At 33.9% G+C, this 20751-nt stretch carries 21 protein-coding genes; 11 read left to right on the forward strand and 10 right to left on the reverse strand.

Annotated elements, in window-relative coordinates; translation table 11 throughout:
• Positions 1 to 308 precede the first annotated feature (308 nt).
• The 6 genes from CM54_RS01720 to CM54_RS01745 all read left to right on the forward strand — a co-directional run bounded on the left by CM54_RS01720 (position 309) and on the right by CM54_RS01745 (position 6209).
• A complete protein-coding gene (locus CM54_RS01720) occupies positions 309 to 554 on the forward strand; it encodes a YuzB family protein (RefSeq protein WP_030065028.1) in 246 nt (81 codons plus the stop codon).
• Between the two features lie 73 nt (positions 555 to 627).
• Positions 628 to 987 (forward strand): HesB/IscA family protein, encoded by a 360-nt coding sequence (locus CM54_RS01725; protein ID WP_002433168.1) that lies wholly within the window; start codon positions 628 to 630, stop codon positions 985 to 987.
• Between the two features lie 378 nt (positions 988 to 1365).
• Positions 1366 to 2574 carry an NAD(P)/FAD-dependent oxidoreductase gene (locus CM54_RS01730; RefSeq protein ID WP_002469921.1) on the forward strand — a complete coding sequence of 403 codons (1209 nt, stop codon included), beginning with the start codon at positions 1366 to 1368 and terminating at the stop codon, positions 2572 to 2574.
• Between the two features lie 104 nt (positions 2575 to 2678).
• On the forward strand, positions 2679 to 4160 hold the full coding sequence (locus tag CM54_RS01735; RefSeq protein ID WP_037548536.1) for a M17 family metallopeptidase: 1482 nt from the start codon (positions 2679 to 2681) through the stop codon (positions 4158 to 4160).
• Positions 4161 to 4493: 333 nt separating this feature from the next.
• Positions 4494 to 5810 (forward strand): Na+/H+ antiporter family protein, encoded by a 1317-nt coding sequence (locus CM54_RS01740; protein WP_037548539.1) that lies wholly within the window; start codon positions 4494 to 4496, stop codon positions 5808 to 5810.
• A gap of 24 nt (positions 5811 to 5834) precedes the next feature.
• The gene (locus CM54_RS01745) at positions 5835 to 6209 is read left to right on the forward strand and encodes a PaaI family thioesterase (protein ID WP_002433169.1); all 375 of its coding nucleotides are present in this window, start codon (positions 5835 to 5837) and stop codon (positions 6207 to 6209) included.
• 64 nt (positions 6210 to 6273) lie between these two features.
• On the opposite strand, the gene CM54_RS01750 is transcribed toward CM54_RS01745, so the two are convergent.
• From CM54_RS01750 to kapB, 9 genes are all read right to left on the reverse strand, one after another.
• Positions 6274 to 7434: an FAD/NAD(P)-binding protein gene (locus tag CM54_RS01750; protein WP_030065035.1), complete on the reverse strand. Its 1161-nt coding sequence runs from the start codon at positions 7432 to 7434 to the stop codon at positions 6274 to 6276.
• A gap of 157 nt (positions 7435 to 7591) precedes the next feature.
• Positions 7592 to 7948, reverse strand: coding sequence for a Na+/H+ antiporter Mnh1 subunit G (mnhG1, locus tag CM54_RS01755; RefSeq protein WP_030065040.1), 357 nt, complete (start codon positions 7946 to 7948; stop codon positions 7592 to 7594).
• Positions 7926 to 8219, reverse strand: a complete 294-nt coding sequence (gene mnhF1, locus CM54_RS01760) for a Na+/H+ antiporter Mnh1 subunit F (RefSeq protein WP_002433123.1) — start codon at positions 8217 to 8219, stop codon at positions 7926 to 7928. The genes mnhG1 and mnhF1 overlap by 23 nt, the downstream gene beginning before the upstream one ends.
• Positions 8216 to 8698, reverse strand: a complete 483-nt coding sequence (gene mnhE1, locus CM54_RS01765) for a Na+/H+ antiporter Mnh1 subunit E (protein WP_037548542.1) — start codon at positions 8696 to 8698, stop codon at positions 8216 to 8218. Before mnhE1 ends, mnhF1 begins: the two co-directional genes overlap by 4 nt.
• Before the next feature lies 1 nt (position 8699).
• Positions 8700 to 10196 carry a Na+/H+ antiporter Mnh1 subunit D gene (mnhD1, locus tag CM54_RS01770; protein ID WP_037548544.1) on the reverse strand — a complete coding sequence of 499 codons (1497 nt, stop codon included), beginning with the start codon at positions 10194 to 10196 and terminating at the stop codon, positions 8700 to 8702.
• The gene (mnhC1, locus tag CM54_RS01775) at positions 10183 to 10530 is read right to left on the reverse strand and encodes a Na+/H+ antiporter Mnh1 subunit C (RefSeq protein ID WP_037548547.1); all 348 of its coding nucleotides are present in this window, start codon (positions 10528 to 10530) and stop codon (positions 10183 to 10185) included. The genes mnhD1 and mnhC1 overlap by 14 nt, the downstream gene beginning before the upstream one ends.
• Positions 10530 to 10958, reverse strand: coding sequence for a Na+/H+ antiporter Mnh1 subunit B (mnhB1, locus tag CM54_RS01780; protein WP_037548550.1), 429 nt, complete (start codon positions 10956 to 10958; stop codon positions 10530 to 10532). The genes mnhC1 and mnhB1 overlap by 1 nt, the downstream gene beginning before the upstream one ends.
• On the reverse strand, positions 10951 to 13356 hold the full coding sequence (locus tag CM54_RS01785) for a Na+/H+ antiporter subunit A (protein WP_037548552.1): 2406 nt from the start codon (positions 13354 to 13356) through the stop codon (positions 10951 to 10953). Before CM54_RS01785 ends, mnhB1 begins: the two co-directional genes overlap by 8 nt.
• A gap of 183 nt (positions 13357 to 13539) precedes the next feature.
• Complete coding sequence (gene kapB, locus CM54_RS01790) at positions 13540 to 13920, reverse strand: sporulation phosphorelay system protein KapB (RefSeq protein WP_002433108.1); 381 nt, start codon at positions 13918 to 13920, stop codon at positions 13540 to 13542.
• Between the two features lie 65 nt (positions 13921 to 13985).
• Between kapB and CM54_RS01795 the strand changes: the two genes are divergently transcribed.
• From CM54_RS01795 to CM54_RS01815, 5 genes are all read left to right on the forward strand, one after another.
• On the forward strand, positions 13986 to 14579 hold the full coding sequence (locus CM54_RS01795; RefSeq protein WP_002433133.1) for a peptidylprolyl isomerase: 594 nt from the start codon (positions 13986 to 13988) through the stop codon (positions 14577 to 14579).
• Positions 14580 to 14807: 228 nt separating this feature from the next.
• Positions 14808 to 15188 (forward strand): S1 domain-containing post-transcriptional regulator Ygs, encoded by a 381-nt coding sequence (ygs, locus tag CM54_RS01800; protein ID WP_002433374.1) that lies wholly within the window; start codon positions 14808 to 14810, stop codon positions 15186 to 15188.
• Positions 15189 to 15520: 332 nt separating this feature from the next.
• Complete coding sequence (locus tag CM54_RS01805) at positions 15521 to 16648, forward strand: NADH-dependent flavin oxidoreductase (protein ID WP_030065046.1); 1128 nt, start codon at positions 15521 to 15523, stop codon at positions 16646 to 16648.
• A 328-nt stretch (positions 16649 to 16976) separates the two neighbouring features.
• Complete coding sequence (locus CM54_RS01810) at positions 16977 to 18167, forward strand: ornithine--oxo-acid transaminase (RefSeq protein ID WP_037548555.1); 1191 nt, start codon at positions 16977 to 16979, stop codon at positions 18165 to 18167.
• A 108-nt stretch (positions 18168 to 18275) separates the two neighbouring features.
• Positions 18276 to 19520 carry a Glu/Leu/Phe/Val family dehydrogenase gene (locus tag CM54_RS01815; protein WP_023350604.1) on the forward strand — a complete coding sequence of 415 codons (1245 nt, stop codon included), beginning with the start codon at positions 18276 to 18278 and terminating at the stop codon, positions 19518 to 19520.
• Positions 19521 to 19761: 241 nt separating this feature from the next.
• Here CM54_RS01815 and CM54_RS01820 read toward each other — a convergent pair whose 3' ends face one another.
• Positions 19762 to 20739, reverse strand: coding sequence for a glycerophosphodiester phosphodiesterase (locus CM54_RS01820; protein WP_443027715.1), 978 nt, complete (start codon positions 20737 to 20739; stop codon positions 19762 to 19764).
• Positions 20740 to 20751 lie beyond the last annotated feature (12 nt).

Raw genomic sequence — 20751 nt, forward strand, 5'->3', positions numbered from 1 at the left:
CCCTTTATTCAATTTGTTTAATTTTTGAAAAATTATTGAGATCCTTTGAGACTATCTTTTAAAATGTGCCCGTTTACACTATAGATAGTTAACGATTTACTTTCTTAACCCCTGAATTGAAAGTAAATATATATATGTCTTCATTATATCTGTTTTTCAAAATGACTACAAACAAATGTAGAATACAATTTAATTTTTAGAAATAAGGGTATACCATACATGATGGAAATCATCAAGCTGACCGATAGGCATATGATTAGTAACTTTGTTATAATGTTAAGACTAATAAAATAGTAAGAAGGTGTCTTATGTTTCCGTTAGTAGAATTTTGTGTGTCGAACATGGCAAAGGGCGGAGATATCGTCTATGAAAAATTGGAAAATGATCCAGACGTAGATGTATTAGAATACGGATGCTTGCAAAATTGTGGCATGTGCTCTAGTGGGTTGTATGTACTTGTCGATGGTGATATTGTTGAAGGTGATTCGCCAGAGGATTTATTAAACAATATTTATAAACACATTGAAGAAAACGATATTACAAATATGTTTTAATATATAACATAAATTAGCAATAAAATGATGTAGAAATTATAAAATTTCTTTGAGAAATTGGGAGGTAAATTGTATGCCAACAGTAATCTTAACTGAAGCAGCTGCATATGAAGTAAAAGATATGTTAGAAAGTAATGATATGGCAGATGGCTATTTAAAAATTAAAGTGAATGGTGGCGGTTGTACAGGGCTCACATATGGAATGTCTGCCGAAGAAGCCCCTGGTGAGAACGATGAAGTATTAGAATACTTTGGACTTAAAGTACTTGTTGATAAATATGATGCACCAGTTTTAAATGGTACAACAATTGATTTCAAACAATCACTTATGGGCGGTGGCTTCCAAATAGATAACCCAAATGCAATAGCATCCTGTGGTTGTGGAAGCTCATTCAAAACGGCTAAAGTATCAGGTAACCCTGAACAATGCTAAATAAGTCAAACCAAAGAATAGTATTAAATGATGTAAAAAGATTTTAGGCAATCCTGGAAACAGGTTGCCTATTTTTTTTATATTATTTGGATGTTTTACAACGTTTCTATGGCATTTGTGAGAACTACGTTAGTTAAATTAAAATCTTCACAATCTAACTCTGTTGTAGCTTGAAAATGTAGCGTAAAAGCTATAAAATTAGAATTGGATTAAAAATTGTCTTTTGTGTGAACAACTAAAGATTTAACCTTGATAAAAGACGTAATAATTTAAGATGTCGACGAAGTCTATAACGATAGGGCAATTTACCTTGTCATAAGTTTATAGCCTTTATCTTCATTTTGGTTAAAATATTATGAAAGCTTAGGTGAATTAGAGATGGCTCAAGATCGTAAGAAAGTGCTAGTTTTAGGTGCCGGTTATGCTGGTTTACAAACAGTTACTAAATTACAAAAAGAAATTTCTGCAGACGAAGCAGAAATTACTTTAATTAATAAGAATGAATATCACTATGAATCAACTTGGTTACATGAAGCTTCTGCTGGTACAATCAATTATGAAGATTTATTATATCCAGTTGAAAGTGCTGTAAAACAAGATAAAGTTAACTTCGTAGTTGCTGAAGTAACAAAAATTGACCGCAATGCTAAACGCGTCGAAACTGACAAGGGAGTATATGACTACGATATCTTAGTAGTAGCTTTAGGTTTCGTAAGTGAAACATTTGGCATTGAAGGTATGAAAGACTATGCTTTTCAAATCGAGAACGTATTAACTTCTCGTAAATTATCTCGTCACATTGAAGATAAATTTGCTAATTACGCAGCTTCTAAAGAAAAAGATGATAAAGATTTATCAATCTTAGTAGGTGGGGCTGGCTTCACTGGAATTGAATTCTTAGGTGAATTAACAGATAGAATTCCAGAATTATGCAGTAAATATGGTATCGATCAAAGTAAAGTTAAATTAACTTGCGTTGAAGCGGCACCAAAAATGTTACCAATGTTCTCTGATGAACTTGTAAACTACGCGGTTAATTACTTAGAAGACCGTGGTGTAGAATTCAAAATTGCCACTCCAATTGTTGCTTGTAACGAAAAAGGTTTCGTTGTAGAAGTAGATGGAGAAAAACAACAATTAGAAGCTGGTACTTCAGTATGGACTGCTGGTGTACGCGGTAGTAAGTTAATGGAAGAATCATTTGAAGGTGTTAAACGTGGTCGTATCATTAATAAGCAAGATTTAACTATCGAAGGTCACGATGATATTTTTGTTATTGGTGATTGTTCAGCATTCATTCCAGCTGGTGAAGAACGTCCATTACCAACAACTGCACAAATTGCTATGCAACAAGGTGAACATGTTGCCAAAAATATCAAACATATCTTAAATGGTGAATCTAAAGAAGACTTCCAATACGTAAATCGTGGTACAGTATGCTCATTAGGTGCTCATGATGGTGTAGGTATCGTTTACGGTAGAGATATTACTGGTAAAAAAGCTGCATTAATGAAAAAAGTTATTGATACACGTGCCGTATTCAAACTCGGTGGTATCGGCTTAGCATTCAAAAAAGGTAAATTCTAAACTAAGCTAATTATATATAAATGTATTTCACCCTTCTGTTTATTAAGCAGGAGGGTTTTTTAATAGGAAACCTATAATACGATATACATAAATGGAGGTATTTTATGAACATTTACATCAATGAAAAATCTAACACATATATTGAAACGCTCATCGTGGGATTACCAGAACACATTAATCAATTAAGAGACATTAAATATAAGAATCAATCAATTATTGAACAACTTGAGACGTTGAAGCAACATCATATTATTGGAAGCTCGGTTGGAAAGATATCTTCCACTTTGCTTTACATAAATGATCAGCCAAAGCGCTTGTTAACAGTGGGATTAGGTAATCTTAAAGAGCTTTCTTATCAGCGATTATTAAAAGTTTGGGGATATACGTTTCAGTATTTAAAACAAGAACATATTAATGAAGCTGAAGTTCTTATAGATACATTTATGTCTAAACATAATGATGTAGTAGAGGTGGCTAAAACTCTCGGATTGCAGAGTGAACAATCCATTTATCAATTTGATAATTATAAATCAGATAAAAAAGCGCCTTATCAACCATCTATTTATATACAAACTGAACATGATGAGATTGCTTCTGATATTAATGAAGGTCAACAACTAGGGATGTCTATTAATTTAGCACGTGAGCTAAGTCAAATGCCTCCTAACATATTAACACCACAATATTTTGCTGAAGAAATTGAGGGTCATTTTAAAGATAAAAAGGTATCAGTAGATATTAAAGATGCGGAAACAATTGTATCAGAGGGCTTTGGGCTTTTACATGCAGTCGGAAAAGGTTCGGTGAATGGTCCTCGTTTAATAACAATAACTTACAATGGCGGAAAGTCGAATGATGCACCCATTGCTTTAGTAGGTAAAGGTATTACATATGACTCAGGTGGATATAGCATTAAATCTAAAATCGGTATGCAGACGATGAAATTCGATATGTGTGGGGCCGCAAACGTTGTTGGAATGATAGATATTATCGAGAGATTAAAATTGCCAGTTAATGTAGTGGGAGTTATTGCTTCAGCTGAGAATATGATTAATGAAAAGTCTATGAAACCAGATGATGTTTTTACCTCACTCAGCGGCGAAACTGTTGAAATGTTAAATAGTGATGCTGAAGGACGTATGGTGCTAGGTGATGCCGTTACATATGCTACGCAATTTCAACCACAACTTATTATGGATTTCGCCACTTTAACTGGTGCAGCAATTGTGGCACTTGGAGAGGATAAAGCAGCTGCTTTTCACTCTCACGCTAAAAATGAAATCAACAGTCTGTTAGATATAGCTAAATCAGTAGATGAAAAAGTGTTTGAATTACCTATCACAGATACTGAAAAGCAGTTAATTAGAAATTCAGACATAGCAGACTTAGTCAATCATACGAATGGACAAGGTAAAGCATTATTTGCAGCAGCATTTATTACGCATTTTAGTGGTCAGACACCCCATATCCATTTTGATATTGCAGGACCAGCTACGATTAATAAATCAACTTTTAAAGGTCCAAAAGGGCCAACAGGTTATATGATTCCTACAGTAGTAGAATGGTTGAAACAACAATACCAGTAACATCCTTATAATTGTAAAGATGATGTTCATTATGTGTGAAAGCATAATAGTATGTAATTAGTAGTTCTGAGGTTTTCCACAATTGACTTTAATTGAAGAATGTTTTTAACAAATATTTCATCACTTACCATCTCGTGACATAAATGACTTGGTTTAAAAGAAGCTTGAATCTAGCACACTTTTAATCCAGTCATTGATTACGAGTAGGATAATTAAGACTACAACAATAAAATATTTTGCATCATATTTTATATTGACATTAAATTTGTGTCTTGGTACTATTTAAAACATAAATACTTTAGTTCGATAGAGTGGTAAAGGATGGGGAGCGACATGATCAATGCAGTTGTTATAGCAGTTATATTAATGATCGTCTTATGTTTATGTAGACTCAATGTAGTCATTAGTTTATTTATAAGTGCACTCATAGGTGGTTTAATTTCTGGTATGAGTGTAGAGAAAGTCATCAGTGTTTTTGGGAAGAATATTACCGATGGAGCAGAGGTTGCTTTAAGCTACGCTTTACTAGGTGGTTTTGCAGCACTCATCTCTTATAGTGGGATTACTGATTATCTCGTTGGAAAAATTATTGAAGGCATCCATTCAGAAAATAGCAGACTTTCACGTATAAAAGTAAAAGTTATTATTATTCTTGCTTTATTAGCAATGAGTATTATGAGCCAAAATCTTATTCCAGTACATATAGCTTTTATTCCAATAGTTATTCCTCCATTAATTAGTTTATTCAATGATTTAAAAATTGATAGACGACTCATTGGTTTAGTAATCGGATTTGGTTTATGCTGGCCTTACGTTTTACTTCCATATGGCTTTGGTCAAATCTTCCATCAAATCATTCAAAGTGGTTTCCAAAAAGCGCATCACCCAATTGAATTCAGTATGATTTGGAAGGCGATGTTAATTCCTTCAATGGGATATATTGTAGGACTTATATTAGGGTTTATCGTGTATCGTAAACCAAGAAACTACGTACAACGTAATGTTGATGAACGTGAAACAGTCACTGAATTAAAGCCTTATGTTTTAATCGTGACAATCATTGCGATTTTAGCGACATTTATTGTCCAAACTTTTACAGATTCAATGATTTTTGGTGCGCTTGCAGGTGTGCTCGTCTTCTTTATTTCTAGAGTTTATAAGTGGTACGAACTAGATGAACAGTTTGTTGATGGTATTAAAATTATGGCGTATATTGGGGTAGTAATACTGACAGCTAACGGCTTTGCAGGGGTTATGAATGCAACGGGTGATATTGATACATTGGTTAAAGATTTAACAAGTATCACTGGTGATCATAAATTAATTAGTATTATTGTCATGTATATTATTGGTCTTATTGTTACTTTGGGTATCGGTTCTTCATTTGCAACGATACCAATTATCGCATCATTATTTATACCATTCGGCGCATCTATTGGTCTTGATACTATGGCGCTTATCGCCTTAATTGGTACGGCAAGTGCTCTTGGTGATTCAGGTTCACCAGCGAGTGATTCTACTTTAGGCCCAACGGCAGGACTCAATATCGATGGACAGCACGATCATATACGAGATACGTGTATTCCGAACTTCTTGTTTTATAATATACCTCTAATTATTTTTGGTACGATTGCAGCTATGGTACTATAAAACTTGAAATGAGGTGTGTAAAGCGTGACCAATCTTTTGGAGACATTTGAAATGCATGTTGAAGAAGAGGATGAAGGTGTTGTAATAATTTCAATGCCTGTTACAGACAAGGTTAAACAACCATTCGGATATTTACATGGGGGTGCAAGTCTCGCCTTAGGTGAAACAGCATGTTCTTTGGGTGCTGCTAATTTAATAGATACAACTCAATATATTCCTCTTGGCTTAGAAATGAATGCTAACCACATACATTCAACAAAAGAGGGACGTGTCACAGCAATTGCTAAGATCATACATCAAGGTCGTACAACACAAGTATGGAATGTTGAAATCAAAAATGACTCGAATCAATTAATTAGTATTATGCGTGGCACTATTGCTATCAAATCAATCAAATAAAAAAATGCTCCTTTTAATGGTTTAAAGACGATTTAGTCTACATTAGAGGGAGCACTTTTTTAGTTTATGATATCTTTTTATTTAAACGATGTAATGCTTTACTAATTCTCTCAGCACCTTCTTTTCCACCCATGATATTTCTCGCAAAGGGTCCCAATTCTAAATCAGCAAGTCCCCCCACAACAAACAATTGAGGTAGCCATTCAAGTTCATCACTTAATGAAGGATAGCCACACGAATTTAATGGGGCTTGTTCATCATAGATAAGATGTTGAATCAAAGGTTGATTACAGATTTTATTAACAAAGCCAGTGGCAAGTAAAATATGATGATATTTATAATGACAACCATTGGAAGTGATAGTCTTATCATTGATTTCATCTATAGGTGAATGATGAATCATTAACCGACCCGCTTGTTCTTGTTTCTTCAATCGTAAAAATAACTCCATAGGCATTGAGCCCTTATGACGTTCTTCATTAATGACGTTTAAACGCGCTTCTGGTGAAGATATTGCTAGCAAGTGATTCATGCGTTTTGGGCCCAACCACCCAGGATCTGCATCAAAATCATGTATTTCAATGTTTTTATTAAGCCATAAATGTAATTTATTATTATTTTCTTGACGATTAATTAATTTTAACGTTAAATGTGCTGCTGAAATCCCTGAACCAACAATATGATTAGCTTTTTCTTCAATTGTTTGATCATAATTCTTATCAAATATATGAGTCACTTTAGGTTTACTAATAAATTGCGAAGGTATAAATGGTTGATGATTACATCCATTTGCAATAACTACGCAATCGGTAAGGATTGACTCCCCGTTATGTAATTCAATTTGCCATTTACCTTGTTGATTACTCATAATTTTAGAAGCAATGCTTTGAATATGACTTTTATTTAAATCGTATTGATGTACTAAATCATGAATATGATGCATAAACATATCTCTTTGAGGACGTTTATATGGGCCGTAATATGCCGAAGTATATTGATTTAATTTAGCATATTGTTTTAAATGAAAAGGTTGGGGATGTATATGATGCACAAATGGCGATCTTAAGAAAGGCATACTTATACGTTTGGTATACTCGTTGAATTGTTCACATAGGGAAGGATAAGGATCAATAATAGTTAGTTGATTGCTACTTATTCCTTCATTTCTTAGTTTAATTGCTACAGTTGTACCTTGAATTCCGCCACCAATAATAGTCCAATGCATGTAAAGCACTCCCTTAACTTTCTTAATTTTAAATCGAAATAATTACGATTTAAATCATATCACATTTTATGCATATAGACAAAAGACTATTGATGTATTATGTCGTATAAAAAAACTCTAAGGAAATATGTTTTATTATTTCCTTAGAGTTTTAGAACTATAATTTTGTATCATTCATATCTTCTTTAATTTCATCAACTTTTGTATCTTTACTGTAAGGTGTTTGAATATTGTAGGCTGCTTTCATAATCATGTGACTAGAAAGTGGACCAGTTATGAAAACGAAGATAATGCCGATGATTAATTGCATATTGACGTAGCCTTCAGTGCCGATGAAATACAGGAAGGCACCAAAGAGTAGAAACATCGCCCCAAGTGTTGCTGCTTTACCAGCAGCATGGGCACGTGAGTAAACATCTTTTAGTCTGATTAAGCCTATCGCTGCAAAGGCACTAATCAAAGCACCTAACATGACAAAGATTACGGCAATACTAATGATGATCGTTGTTATCATGTTTAATCACCTTACCTTCATCCATAAATTTAGAAAAAACTGCAGTACCTAAGAAAGCTAGTATACCTACCATTAAAATAACTACAAGCATGTATTTAATATTTAATAAAATACTAAATAGGGCAATCACAGCCATCAACTGTAGTCCAATAGCATCAAGTGCAACAACACGATCGGCTAAAGAAGGGCCCAGAATGACACGTACTAACATGGCTAACATTGAAGCTACAACAATAATTAATGCAATAATAATGAAAATATTATGTGTCATTCGTTTTCACCCACCTTTCTTATTACCTTTTCTAATGAAGTTTTTATACTTTCAACTTCTTCCTCTTTAGTACTAAAGTCAATCGCATGAATGTATATTTTCCTACGATCATCACTAATGCCTAATACCACAGTTCCTGGGGTTAACGTAATAAGATTTGAAAGTAAGACAATTTGCCAGTCTGTCTTAAGATCTGTTTCATACACGAAAAAGCCTGGTTTATTCGTGATATTTGGTTTGAGGATGATTTTCAGAACATCGAAATTCGCTTTAATCAGTTCACTTAAAAATGTAAGAATTAATACAATAATGCGATAAATCCTTACTAAATAAAAGCGACCTGGCATTACCCGATGTAGGAGGTAAACAAGTATAAGACCAAATAGAAATCCTAGAACAAAGTTATTTAACGTGTAACTATCAGTTACAAATAACCAAATGATAGCGACCAATAAATTGACGATAAATTGTGCGGCCATATTACTTACCTCCTAAAACGCTGTGAATATAGATATTTGGATCAGTGAAAGTTTCAGAACCTTCTTTAACTATAGGGAACAGTAAGTCAGCGGACAAGCCGAATAATACTGTAATAATAGTTGAAATAACGGCGATAGTTGTTAAGTAATTGACGTTCACTTTGCGTGTCATATCATAACCTTTTGCTTCACCGAAGAAACCTTTGAGAAAGATACGTATGACTGAATATAGAACGATTAAGCTTGATAATAAGACAATGATACCGCTTAGGTAGAATCCCTTTTCAAAAGTGGCCTGTACAATATAAAACTTCCCATAGAAACCACTCAATGGTGGTATGCCTGCTAGACTGAGTGCAGCAATAAAGAATGTCCATCCTAATACAGGATAGCTCTTGATTAGACCACCGAAATGTCGCAAGTCTGTTGACTTAGTTATCTTATACATAACGCCTATAAGTAAGAATAGTGAAGCTTTCACTAGCATATCGTGAATAGTGTAGTAAATAGCACCCATCATGCCACTTTCATTCATCATTGATACACCGACTAAGATGACACCAACTGCAATCATAATGTTATATAGAATGATTTTTTTAGTATCATAATAAGCTATGGCACCTACACATCCGAAGATGATTGTAAGTAAAGCTAAGAATAGAATGACGTAGTGTGAAAAGCTAACCGTACTATTAAAGAATAAGCTGAGCGTTCTAGCTATAGCGTAGACGCCCACTTTAGTAAGCAGGGCTCCAAAGAATGTGATAATGGCTACAGGTGGTGCGTAATATGCGCCTGGCAACCATACGTACATAGGGAAGACGCCAGCTTTAGTTGCAAAGACAAAGATAAATAAGATGAATACGATATTGACTAAGCCACTATAATGAACTGATAAACTAGATAATCTTTCACTAATATGCGCCAAGTTAAGTGTTCCAACTACTGAATAAAGTATCGCTACACCCATAACAAAGAATGAAGAAGAAACAACATTAACTAGAACGTATTTAATCGTTTCTTGAAGTTGAATTTTTGTCGTTCCAACGACTAGTAAACAATAAGAAGACATTAGGAAGACTTCAAAGAACACGAACATATTAAAGATATCACCAGTAGTGAAAGCGCCGATAATACCGATTAACATAAACATAATTGAAAAGTAGTAATAATATCGTTCTCTTTCAATGCCTATAGAACGATAGGAATATAAAATTACTATAACCGTTATAATAATACTTGTGATAATAAGTAAAGCACTAAAAACATCTAATACAAAGACAATGCTGTATGGCGCTTTCCATGAACCTAATTCTGCTTTTAAAGGTCCTGAATGTAATACATTTTTTAAATTAAAAAGAGCTACAATCAATGTCAATATTGATCCAGCAAGTGCCACGTAACGTTTAATTAGCGGACGCTTTCCGATAAAGATAAGCAAGATTGCAGTCAAAATAGGTATCACAAGTGTTAAAACGAGCAAGTTACTTTCCGTCATCTTCAGGTGCTCCTTTCATACGCTCAACATTATCTGTTCCAAGTTCCTTATAAGTTCTAAATGCAAGTACTAGGAAGAATGCTGTTGTAGCAAATGCGATAACTATTGCAGTAAGGATTAGTGCTTGAGGTATAGGATCAACATAGCTGGCTGTTCCTTTTTCATAGATAGGAACAGTACCATGTTTCAATCTACCCATAGTAATTAAAAATAAATTTGCTGCGTGTGTTAGTAAAGTAGTCCCCATAATAATTCGTATCAAACTTTTAGACAAAACGAGATAGACACTTATTGCTGTGAGAATACCACTAACAAATATCATGATAATTTCCACTATTCGTTCTCTCCAATCGAAATAATAATAGTCATTACAGTTCCTACTACTGCACAAAGTACCCCAAAATCAAAGAACATTGCCGTTGTCATATGCATGGGTTCTAGTAGGGGAAGCGGTATATCAAAAGTGACATGTGTGAAAAAGTTTTTAGACATAAACCAGCTTGCAATGGGTGTACCTACGCAAAACAGTAGGCCTATGCCAATTAAAACTTTGAAGTCCAGAGGAAAAATTTTACGCATTGTTTTTACATCGAATGCGATTGTAATGACTAATAGCGCACTCGCAAACAATAAACCTCCAACGAAGCCACCCCCGGGTGTATAGTGACCTGCTAGAAATAATGAGAAACCGAAGACGATGACCATGAAGAAAATGACAACAGCGGCGTATTGAAACATTAAGTTATTCTTTTGTCTATTCATGGTCATTCACCTCGCTTGATTGATTTCTTTGTTTAAGTCGAAGTTTAATCATCGTATAAACACCTAAACCAGCTATACCTAGTACGGATGACTCAAATAAAGTATCCATGCCACGGAAGTCGACAAGTATAACGTTTACCATATTTTTACCATGAGCTAAATCATATACATGGTCTTGGTAGTATTTTGTAATTGAAGAAAAATGTCTGTTTCCATATCCGATTAAACCTAGAATAATGACTACTAAACCAACACCAGCAGAAATCATTGCATTGTTAATTTTGAACGCTGGCGACTCATTATAACGATTTAAATTTGGCAAATGATAGAAACATAATAAGAATAAAGCCGTAGAAATAGATTCAACTACAAACTGAGTTAAAGCTAGGTCAGGTGCTTTAAAGAATATAAATAATACTGAAATTGCATAACCTACAGCACTTAGCATAATAATGCTAAAGAGTCGTGATTTAGCAAATATAATTAAAAGTGAGGCAACGAGTAAGAATAGTACAATGCCACCTTCAAAAATTCTGAACTGACTTACATTTTTAAAATTAATACTAAATGGAACGCTGATTAAAGTCACTACTGTAAGTAGTATTAAAATACCGAATATAATGACTAAGTTATTTCTAGAGAAACCAGTAACATAGCTATTGGTCATATTTTCAGAATAACCTGGAATCTTGCGTCCCATAGTATCGTACCAATGATTAAATTTAAGTTGATTAGGTTGAGCTTCTAATAATCGCACCCAATAGCTAAATGTAATGATAAGTAATATACCTATAATATATATAGCTATTGTTGAAATAAATGCTGGTGTAATTCCATGGAAAAGATGGAACTCTGCAGTTATTCCTGTAGATTGACTCACTGATTGAGTTGCAGGCTCGATAATAGATTGCGTTAAAATGCTTGGGAAAAGTCCAAATACAATAACTAAAAGAGTTAAAATAATTGGAGATAAAAGCATTAAAATTGATGATTCATGTGCAGATTGTGGTAAACTTTCACGCTTATATTTACCAAAGAATATATGCATAATAAATTTAATTGAATACACGAAAGTGAAAATACTACCTACAATCGCTATGATTGGGAATATAAAGCCTAAAGTACTGAGGCTCATTAAATTCGCATGTGTCACATCAATCATTGCTTCTAAAAATTTTTCTTTTGATAAGAAGCCGTTAAATGGTGGAACTCCAGCCATACTTAATGCAGTAATAACTGTGATAGTAAATGATATAGGCATGATTGTAAGTAATCCACCTAATTTTCTTACATCTCGAGTACCTGTAGAGTGATCAACACCACCAGTAATCATGAATAATGCACCTTTAAATGTTGCATGGTTGATTAAATGGAAAATGGCAGCAATGAAACCTGCAACATAAACTTGGCTATCAGCACCATTGTAGTGATAGCTCACTGCACCTATACCTAACATGGACATAATCATTCCAAGTTGAGATACAGTTGAAAATGCCAAAATGCCTTTTAAATCTTGTTGTTTTGTGGCATTTAATGAAGCCCAAAAAAGTGTGACTAATCCTACTAAAGTGATTGTCCATACCCAACCTTCAGATATAGCAAAGATGGGCGTCATTCTTGCTATTAAATACAGTCCAGCTTTAACCATTGTAGCTGAATGAAGGTAAGCACTTACTGGTGTAGGTGCTTCCATTGCATCAGGTAGCCAAATGTAAAATGGTACTTGAGCTGATTTAGTAAACGCGCCAATCATGACTAATACCATTGCCAAGATAAAGAAAGGACTATTTTGTATGTCACTTACTTTTTCAATCATCGTTTGAATGCTGAATGTATGGGCGGCTAACGATAATAGGATAATTCCTCCTAATAAGCTTAATCCGCCTAAAACGGTAATAATTAGTGATTTTTGCGCACCATAAATTGATGCTTTTTTCTCTCTCCAAAATGAGATAAGTAAAAAACTTGAAAATGAAGTTAACTCCCAAAATAAATATAAAATAATTAAATTATCTGAAAGTACAACTCCTAGCATTGCACCCATAAATAGTAATAAATAACAATAAAAATTCCCAAGTTGCTCAGATTTACTTAAGTAGCCAATGGAATATAAAACAACCAAGCTACCTATGCCTGTTATAAGGAGGCTAAAGAGTAATCCAAGGCCATCCACAAATAGATTAAAATTCATTCCAAAATGTGGCATCCAATTTAAGGTTTTCATTACTGTATTACCTGACTTCGTAATAGAAATCATAGATAAGAAATAGATAAATAAGAGTATTGGAACAGGTAATACAAACCATCCTAAGTGTATACGTTTAACGAACCGATACAGGATAGGAATAATGAGTGCGAATATTAACGGTAATAGTACCGCAATATGTAACAAACTCATTATGTTGTCCTCCTTTAAAAAATATTTATGACTTACATTATACATGAATGCTCTTAGTCTGAAAAACCTCTTAATCGCTTGAAGGCATTGATTTTGAGGGACTGTTAAATAAGAAGAAACACGTTAAATTTCACAGAAAAAAATTTAAGTTTTGTAAACGTTCACGACATTTTTAAAAGAATTTTAGACAAATTCTCTTTTATATTGAATTGAATAATCCTCTTTAAGTTCATTTAAATTTTTAAGTGAGAGACGTGCATGTTCAGAATCATCATCCTTTAATTGATGTTCTAAATCTGTAATAGCTTGTTGAAGTGAATCCTCGTAATTCATTTCTTCTACATTGAATTCTCGTAGCTGTGAACGTTTTGCATATCGTTTTTCAAAGTGGCTTAAAGCCTTACGCTCATGAAAGAAGACACCTTTAGTTTCGTTAGGATTATGTAAATCACCTTGTTTAGGGTGTTTAATGACTTGTTCAACTTGTACTAAAACTTGATCGTCATTCTCTTCTCTAATAGTTACACCATAACTACCAGTCTTGTGAGAAAATCGATATAACATGCTATATTCCTTCCTTTCAAATGTGTTAAGATATGCTTATATCATAACATGAATGGAGAATTTAAATGGCGAACTATCCTCAGTTAAATACAGAGATTCAAGATAACGAAATTAAAGTCGTTATGCATACAAATAAGGGAGATATGACTTTTAAACTTTTCCCAAACATTGCCCCTAAAACAGTTGAAAATTTTGTGACACATTCTAAGAACGGATATTATGATGGCGTGACATTCCATAGAGTAATCAATGATTTTATGGTTCAAGGTGGCGACCCAACTGCTACTGGTATGGGCGGTGAAAGTATCTATGGTGGAGCATTCGAAGATGAATTCTCTTTAGAAGCTTTCAATTTATACGGTGCACTTTCAATGGCAAACGCTGGACCAAATACTAATGGTTCTCAATTCTTTGTAGTCCAAATGAAAGAAGTTCCTGAAAATATGCTAAATCAATTACTTGATGGTGGCTGGCCTCAACCTATAGTTGAAGCTTATGGTGAAAAGGGTGGTACACCTTGGTTAGACCAAAAACACACAGTATTTGGTCAATTGATTGATGGGGAATCTACTTTAGAAGATATCGCTAATACTAAAGTAGGCGCTCAAGATAAACCAGTTTATGACGTGGTTATCGAATCTATCGACGTTGAAGAATAAGATTAAACGTTAAAATGTTTTAAATGAATTAAAGCTTTAAGTCATTATATGTCTGGTTGATGTATATGACTTAAAGCTTTTTTTGTAGCTTTAAAATAGATTAAAAAGGTACGCGTTACACAACAATTTTTAGAATAATTGAAATTTATTATCGTTTTAGTTAGTCCATAAAAATGATTTATGCTATGATATGTGTGTTAAGAAAAATCGAAATAAGGGGTTATCACGTTGAATAATCACTATAAAGTAGGTCAACATATCAAGGTACGTGTGACTGGTATTCAACCGTATGGCGCATTTGTTGAGACCCCTGACCATACTGAAGGACTAATCCATATCTCTGAAATCATGGATGACTATGTCCATAACTTGAAGAAATTTCTATCTGAGGGACAAATTGTAAAAGCTAAAATTTTATCCATCGATGATGAAGGAAAATTAAACTTGTCTTTAAAAGATAATGATTACTTTAAAAATTATGAACGTAAAAAAGAAAAACAGTCAGTCTTAGATGAAATAAGAGAGACGGAAAAGTATGGGTTTCAAACACTTGAAGAACGCTTACCGGTCTGGATCAAACAGTCTAAACGTGCCATTCGTAACGACTGAATGACTGTACATTCGTGCCAATATGTGATGAACTCACTAAGAGTAATTCATCGCATCATAACGATAATCTTTACGATATATAGTCGTAGGATTATCGTTTTCTTTTTGTCTTAAAAGCAATTTTTAATTTATAAATTTAAATACGTTCTATCTTTGAAAAAATAAAAAGTGATACTAAGGAAAACAGATTTAAGAAATCTGCGTAATCTCAACTAATTACCTTTCTAAAGGTAAAGTTTCGATAAAAATGCACGTGCAAGCAAAAAATTAGAGATATTTAAAACTTGCATGATATAGTCGTGACAACATAAAAACAAGGAGAGTATTAACACATGAATAATAAATATAAATCTTTATTCGAACCACTCGTGTTACCTAATGGTGTAGAATTGAGAAATCGTTTTGTTTTAGCTCCATTAACTCATATTTCATCGAATGATGATGGAACGATTTCTGATGTAGAAATTCCATATATTGAAAAACGTTCTAAAGATGTAGGACTTGCTATTAATGCTGCAAGTAATGTTAATGATGTTGGGAAAGCTTTCCCAGGACAGCCCTCAGTAGCTCATGATTCTGACATTGAAGGCCTAAAAGAACTTGCAAAAGCAATGAAGAAAAATGGTGCGAAAGCAATAGTACAAATTCACCATGGTGGTGCTCAAGCTTTACCTAATCTAACACCACAAGGTGATGTTGTCGCACCTAGTCCTATTACACTCAAGAGTTTTGGTCAGCAAGAACCTCACGAAGCGCGTGAGATGACTTCTGACGAAATAGAACAAACGATTAAAGATTTTGGAGAAGCAACAAGAAGAGTGATTGAGGCAGGTTTTGATGGTGTAGAAATCCATGGCGCGAATCATTACCTTATCCACCAATTTGTGTCACCTTATTATAATAGAAGAAACGATGTTTGGGCAGATAATCTTAAATTCCCAATGTCAGTTATAGAAGAAGTTGTTAAAGCTAAAAAAGAATATGCTAATGATGACTTCATAGTGGGTTATAGATTGTCACCTGAAGAAGCAGAATCTCCAGGTATATCAATGGAAATTACTGAACAACTTATTAATCAAATTGCGAATCAACCGTTAGATTATATTCATATTTCTCTCATGGACGTTAATTCTGAAACACGAGATGGTAAATACAAAGGTGAAAATCGTCTTAAACTGATTCATCATTGGATTAATGGTCGTATGCCTCTTATTGGTATTGGCTCAATATTTACACCTGAAGATGCGTTGAATGCCATTGACAATGTCGGTGTAGAACTTGTTGCGTTAGGTCGTGAAATTCTTCTTGATTATGACTTTGTCGGCAAAATTAAAAATGGACAAGAAGATGAAATTATTAGTGAATATGATCCGAATAGAGAAGATCGTCATGAGTTACCACCAAATTTATGGAAACAATTTGATGAAGGATTCTATCCATTGCCTCGTAAAGATAAATAAACATTTCAATACTAAACCAAGTTCCAACTTAATAGAGGGACTTGGTTTATTTTTTTATTCTAAAAGGTTGTAAGTTATAAATTAAAAGTTGTGGAAATATTGTAAATTTTGCTTGTAAATTGTAGCAATATTGTGTCATTATATTTGTAAGGGCTTTCAAAGATGTTGGTGTTCACTTTTGATGTGTTTAATTATTGATTTAAAATAGCCGACGCAAAAATTTTTAGAGGGTATTTCATTTTCAATAAAATAAAGCTTGAGAGCCGTTAGAAATCAGTTATGATATTGTTAATAAGTTTCATAATTTTGATAACAAAGGGGAGATATTATGACTAAATCTGAACAAATTATTGAATTGACTAACCACTATGGTGCACATAACTATGTACCACTTCCAATCGTTATTTCGGAAGCGGAAGGTGTATGGGTTAAAGATCCAGAAGGAAATCAATATATGGACATGCTTTCAGCTTATTCTGCGGTAAATCAGGGACACCGTCATCCTAAAATTATTCAAGCTTTGAAAGAACAAGCAGATAAAGTGACTTTAGTTTCTCGCGCATTTCATAGTGATAACTTAGGGGAATGGTATGAGAAAATTTGCAAATTGGCTGGTAAAGATAAAGCATTACCTATGAATACTGGTGCTGAAGCAGTCGAAACTGCATTAAAAGCAGCTCGACGTTGGGCTTATGATGTTAAAGGGATTGAACCTAACCAAGCCGAAATTATAGCGTTTAATGGTAACTTCCATGGTCGTACAATGGCTCCAGTATCACTTTCATCAGAAGCTGAATATCAACGCGGTTATGGTCCTTTACTAGATGGTTTCCATAAAGTTGATTTTGGTGATGTTGATAAGTTGAAAGAGGCAATTAATGAGAACACTGCAGCGATTTTAGTTGAGCCTATTCAAGGGGAAGCTGGTATTAATGTACCATCAGAAGGTTATCTTAGAGAGATTAGAGAATTATGTGATGAACACAATATTTTATTTATTGCAGATGAAATCCAAGCTGGTCTAGGTCGTTCTGGTAAACTATTTGCTACAGATTGGGATAATGTTAAACCAGATGTCTACATTTTAGGAAAGGCTTTAGGCGGAGGCGTATTACCAATTTCTGTAGTTTTGGCAGATAATGAGGTGCTAGATGTATTTACACCAGGTTCACACGGTTCAACATTTGGAGGTAATCCGCTTGCTTGTGCAGTTTCTATTGCAGCATTAGATGTAATTATAGATGAAGACTTGCCGGGCCGTTCATTAGAACTAGGTGAATACTTCAAGGGTGAGCTTCAAAAAATTGAACATCCTTCAATTAAGGAAGTTCGTGGAAGAGGTTTATTCATTGGTATAGAGCTTAATGAAAGTGCTAGACCATATTGTGAAGCCTTAAAAGAAAAAGGTTTATTATGTAAAGAAACGCATGATACAGTAATTAGATTTGCACCGCCATTAGTTATCACTAAAGAGGAATTAGACCTAGCATTAGATAAAATTAGAAGTGTATTTGAGTAAGTTCAAAAACTTGTAACATTCGCTTTGTAAACCCTTTAAAAAGCGTATACTTGTGTTACAATAAAATTTGAAAGCGAAATCATTAGTTAAAAAGAGGCGAATAGGATCATGACTGAGAATAATAATTTAGTGACTTCCACTCAAGGGATTATTAAAGAAGCATTACACAAATTGGGATTTGACGATGGAATGTACGATCTTATTAAAGAACCATTAAGATTTTTACAAGTTCGCATTCCAGTTCGCATGGATGATGGTACAGTTAAAACTTTTACTGGATATCGTGCACAGCATAATGACGCCGTTGGACCTACTAAAGGTGGGGTACGTTTCCACCCAGAAGTTGATGAAGAAGAAGTTAAAGCGTTATCAATGTGGATGACGTTAAAATGCGGTATCGTTAACTTACCGTATGGTGGTGGTAAAGGTGGTATCGTTTGTGACCCACGTCAAATGAGTATTCATGAGGTTGAACGATTATCTCGTGGGTATGTAAGAGCTATTTCTCAATTCGTTGGACCAAATAAGGATATTCCAGCACCAGACGTATTTACTAACTCACAGATCATGGCATGGATGATGGATGAGTATAGTGCACTAGATAAATTTAACTCACCAGGTTTCATCACTGGTAAACCTATCGTTTTAGGTGGTTCAGAAGGTCGAGACCGTTCAACAGCTTTAGGTGTTGTTATTGCAATTGAACAAGCAGCCAAACGTAGAGGTATGAATGTTAAAGACGCTAGAGTAGTTATTCAAGGTTTTGGTAATGCTGGTAGTTTCTTAGCTAAATTTTTATATGACTTAGGTGCCAAAGTAGTTGGTATTAGTGATGCTTATGGTGCATTACATGACCCTAATGGTTTAGATATAGATTATCTATTAGATCGTCGTGATAGTTTCGGTACAGTGACTAACTTATTTGAAGAAACAATCTCTAACCAAGAATTATTTGAATTAGATTGTGATATTTTAGTACCTGCTGCAATCTCTAATCAAATTACAGAAGATAATGCGCATGATATTAAAGCTGACATTGTTGTTGAGGCGGCTAATGGTCCAACAACTCCAGAAGCTACACGTATTTTAACTGAGAGAGGTATTTTACTTGTTCCAGACGTATTAGCAAGTGCTGGGGGAGTGACAGTATCTTATTTCGAGTGGGTTCAAAATAACCAAGGTTACTACTGGACAGAAGAAGAAGTTAATGAAAAATTACGTGAAAAATTAGTCACTGCATTTGATACAATTTATGAATTAGCTCAAAACAGAAAAATTGATATGAGACTTGCTGCGTATATTGTAGGTATTAAACGTACAGCAGAAGCTGCTCGTTATCGTGGTTGGGCTTAATATTTACAACTATATAAAGAAAGTGATAGGCAAACCTGCAACTTGTAATGAGTTGTAGGTTTTTTAAAGTTAAGAACCAGTTGAGAACTTCCGAAAAATATAAATAAATCTAGAAATTTCAGTTTAAACAAGAAGCACTGATTAAACTGATGATAAATCTTAGTGAGGGATTTAACTACATATTAAAAGACCTTGTGACATAGTTTAACTATCTCACAAAGTCTTTTTTAATAAGAGGTTATTATTGTTGTTTTGAAACTGCTTTATATAAATCAGCATAGTTAGTGAAGACGCCATCTACACCATACTGATTTAAACGTCTCATATCATTAACTTTATTTACTGTATACGGGTGTACTAGGAAACCTAAATCTTTTAAGTGTCTAGTATTTTTTATATTCAAGTCCGTGTATTCTGGACCGACACCCACTGCATATGATTTAATCGCTTTTAAATCTTGTTCTGAAGCGTTTGTTAATTCGAATTTATTCATTAGTTTAATTAAAGGTACATTCGGATTCATTTGATGTAATTTTTGTAAGCTATCTCCGGAAAATGATTGCAACATCACATGTCCATTTTTTAATGAACTATTTGTTAACATACCATGTTGATTTAGAGTATTAAGTAATTGTTTTTCCATGCCTGGATAAACATTCGGTGATTTTGTTTCAATATAATAGTTGGCATTTTTGCCATATCTATCTAAAATTTCATCTAACGTAGGTACTTTTGCATTTTTATAGTTCTTGTTGGCATATTTAGGATTTGCTTTGTTAAACCAACTTCCAGCATCAAGCTGTTTTAATTGTTTTAAAGTATAATGATCTACGCGTCCATGGCCATTTGTAGTACGATTTACCGTTTCATCATGCATGGCAACTAAATGACCATCTTTTGTACGTTGTAAATCAATTTCTATGTAAGAAGCGCCTAATTCATTATGACTTTTATCATAAGATTGAAATGTATGTTCAGGTGCATAACCACTTGCACCTCTATGAGCTATAGTTGTATATTTTTCTCCTGTAGGATTAGTAGACCAGTGAGGATGTGAATCGTTTGTTTTTCCACTTACTGAATCAGATTCAGGTTGACGTTTAAAATGGTTATCTTGAGTTGTATTAGTTGTTTGTTGTGTTTGACTTTGATTGGCTTTAACTCCTCTAGTATTAAGGAAGTTAGAGGTAGTAATACAAAGGATACCTATAAATAGCACGACCAAACTCGT

This window comes from Staphylococcus sp. TE8, from assembly GCF_000692055.1.
Taxonomy (GTDB): domain Bacteria; phylum Bacillota; class Bacilli; order Staphylococcales; family Staphylococcaceae; genus Staphylococcus; species Staphylococcus capitis.

What these genes read in the sequence shown, in the direction of transcription:
- CM54_RS01720 (WP_030065028.1), top strand. Translation starts at nt 309, where the DNA reads ATGTTTCCGTTAGTAGAATTTTGTGTGTCGAACATGGCAAAGGGCGGA.
- CM54_RS01725 (WP_002433168.1), top strand. Translation starts at nt 628, where the DNA reads ATGCCAACAGTAATCTTAACTGAAGCAGCTGCATATGAAGTAAAAGAT.
- CM54_RS01730 (WP_002469921.1), top strand. Translation starts at nt 1,366, where the DNA reads ATGGCTCAAGATCGTAAGAAAGTGCTAGTTTTAGGTGCCGGTTATGCT.
- CM54_RS01735 (WP_037548536.1), top strand. Translation starts at nt 2,679, where the DNA reads ATGAACATTTACATCAATGAAAAATCTAACACATATATTGAAACGCTC.
- CM54_RS01740 (WP_037548539.1), top strand. Translation starts at nt 4,494, where the DNA reads ATGATCAATGCAGTTGTTATAGCAGTTATATTAATGATCGTCTTATGT.
- CM54_RS01750 (WP_030065035.1), bottom strand. Translation starts at nt 7,434, where the DNA reads ATGCATTGGACTATTATTGGTGGCGGAATTCAAGGTACAACTGTAGCA.
- mnhG1 (WP_030065040.1), bottom strand. Translation starts at nt 7,948, where the DNA reads ATGATAACAACGATCATCATTAGTATTGCCGTAATCTTTGTCATGTTA.
- mnhF1 (WP_002433123.1), bottom strand. Translation starts at nt 8,219, where the DNA reads ATGACACATAATATTTTCATTATTATTGCATTAATTATTGTTGTAGCT.
- mnhE1 (WP_037548542.1), bottom strand. Translation starts at nt 8,698, where the DNA reads ATGGCCGCACAATTTATCGTCAATTTATTGGTCGCTATCATTTGGTTA.
- mnhD1 (WP_037548544.1), bottom strand. Translation starts at nt 10,196, where the DNA reads ATGACGGAAAGTAACTTGCTCGTTTTAACACTTGTGATACCTATTTTG.
- mnhB1 (WP_037548550.1), bottom strand. Translation starts at nt 10,958, where the DNA reads ATGAATAGACAAAAGAATAACTTAATGTTTCAATACGCCGCTGTTGTC.
- CM54_RS01785 (WP_037548552.1), bottom strand. Translation starts at nt 13,356, where the DNA reads ATGAGTTTGTTACATATTGCGGTACTATTACCGTTAATATTCGCACTC.
- kapB (WP_002433108.1), bottom strand. Translation starts at nt 13,920, where the DNA reads ATGTTATATCGATTTTCTCACAAGACTGGTAGTTATGGTGTAACTATT.
- CM54_RS01795 (WP_002433133.1), top strand. Translation starts at nt 13,986, where the DNA reads ATGGCGAACTATCCTCAGTTAAATACAGAGATTCAAGATAACGAAATT.
- CM54_RS01805 (WP_030065046.1), top strand. Translation starts at nt 15,521, where the DNA reads ATGAATAATAAATATAAATCTTTATTCGAACCACTCGTGTTACCTAAT.
- CM54_RS01810 (WP_037548555.1), top strand. Translation starts at nt 16,977, where the DNA reads ATGACTAAATCTGAACAAATTATTGAATTGACTAACCACTATGGTGCA.
- CM54_RS01815 (WP_023350604.1), top strand. Translation starts at nt 18,276, where the DNA reads ATGACTGAGAATAATAATTTAGTGACTTCCACTCAAGGGATTATTAAA.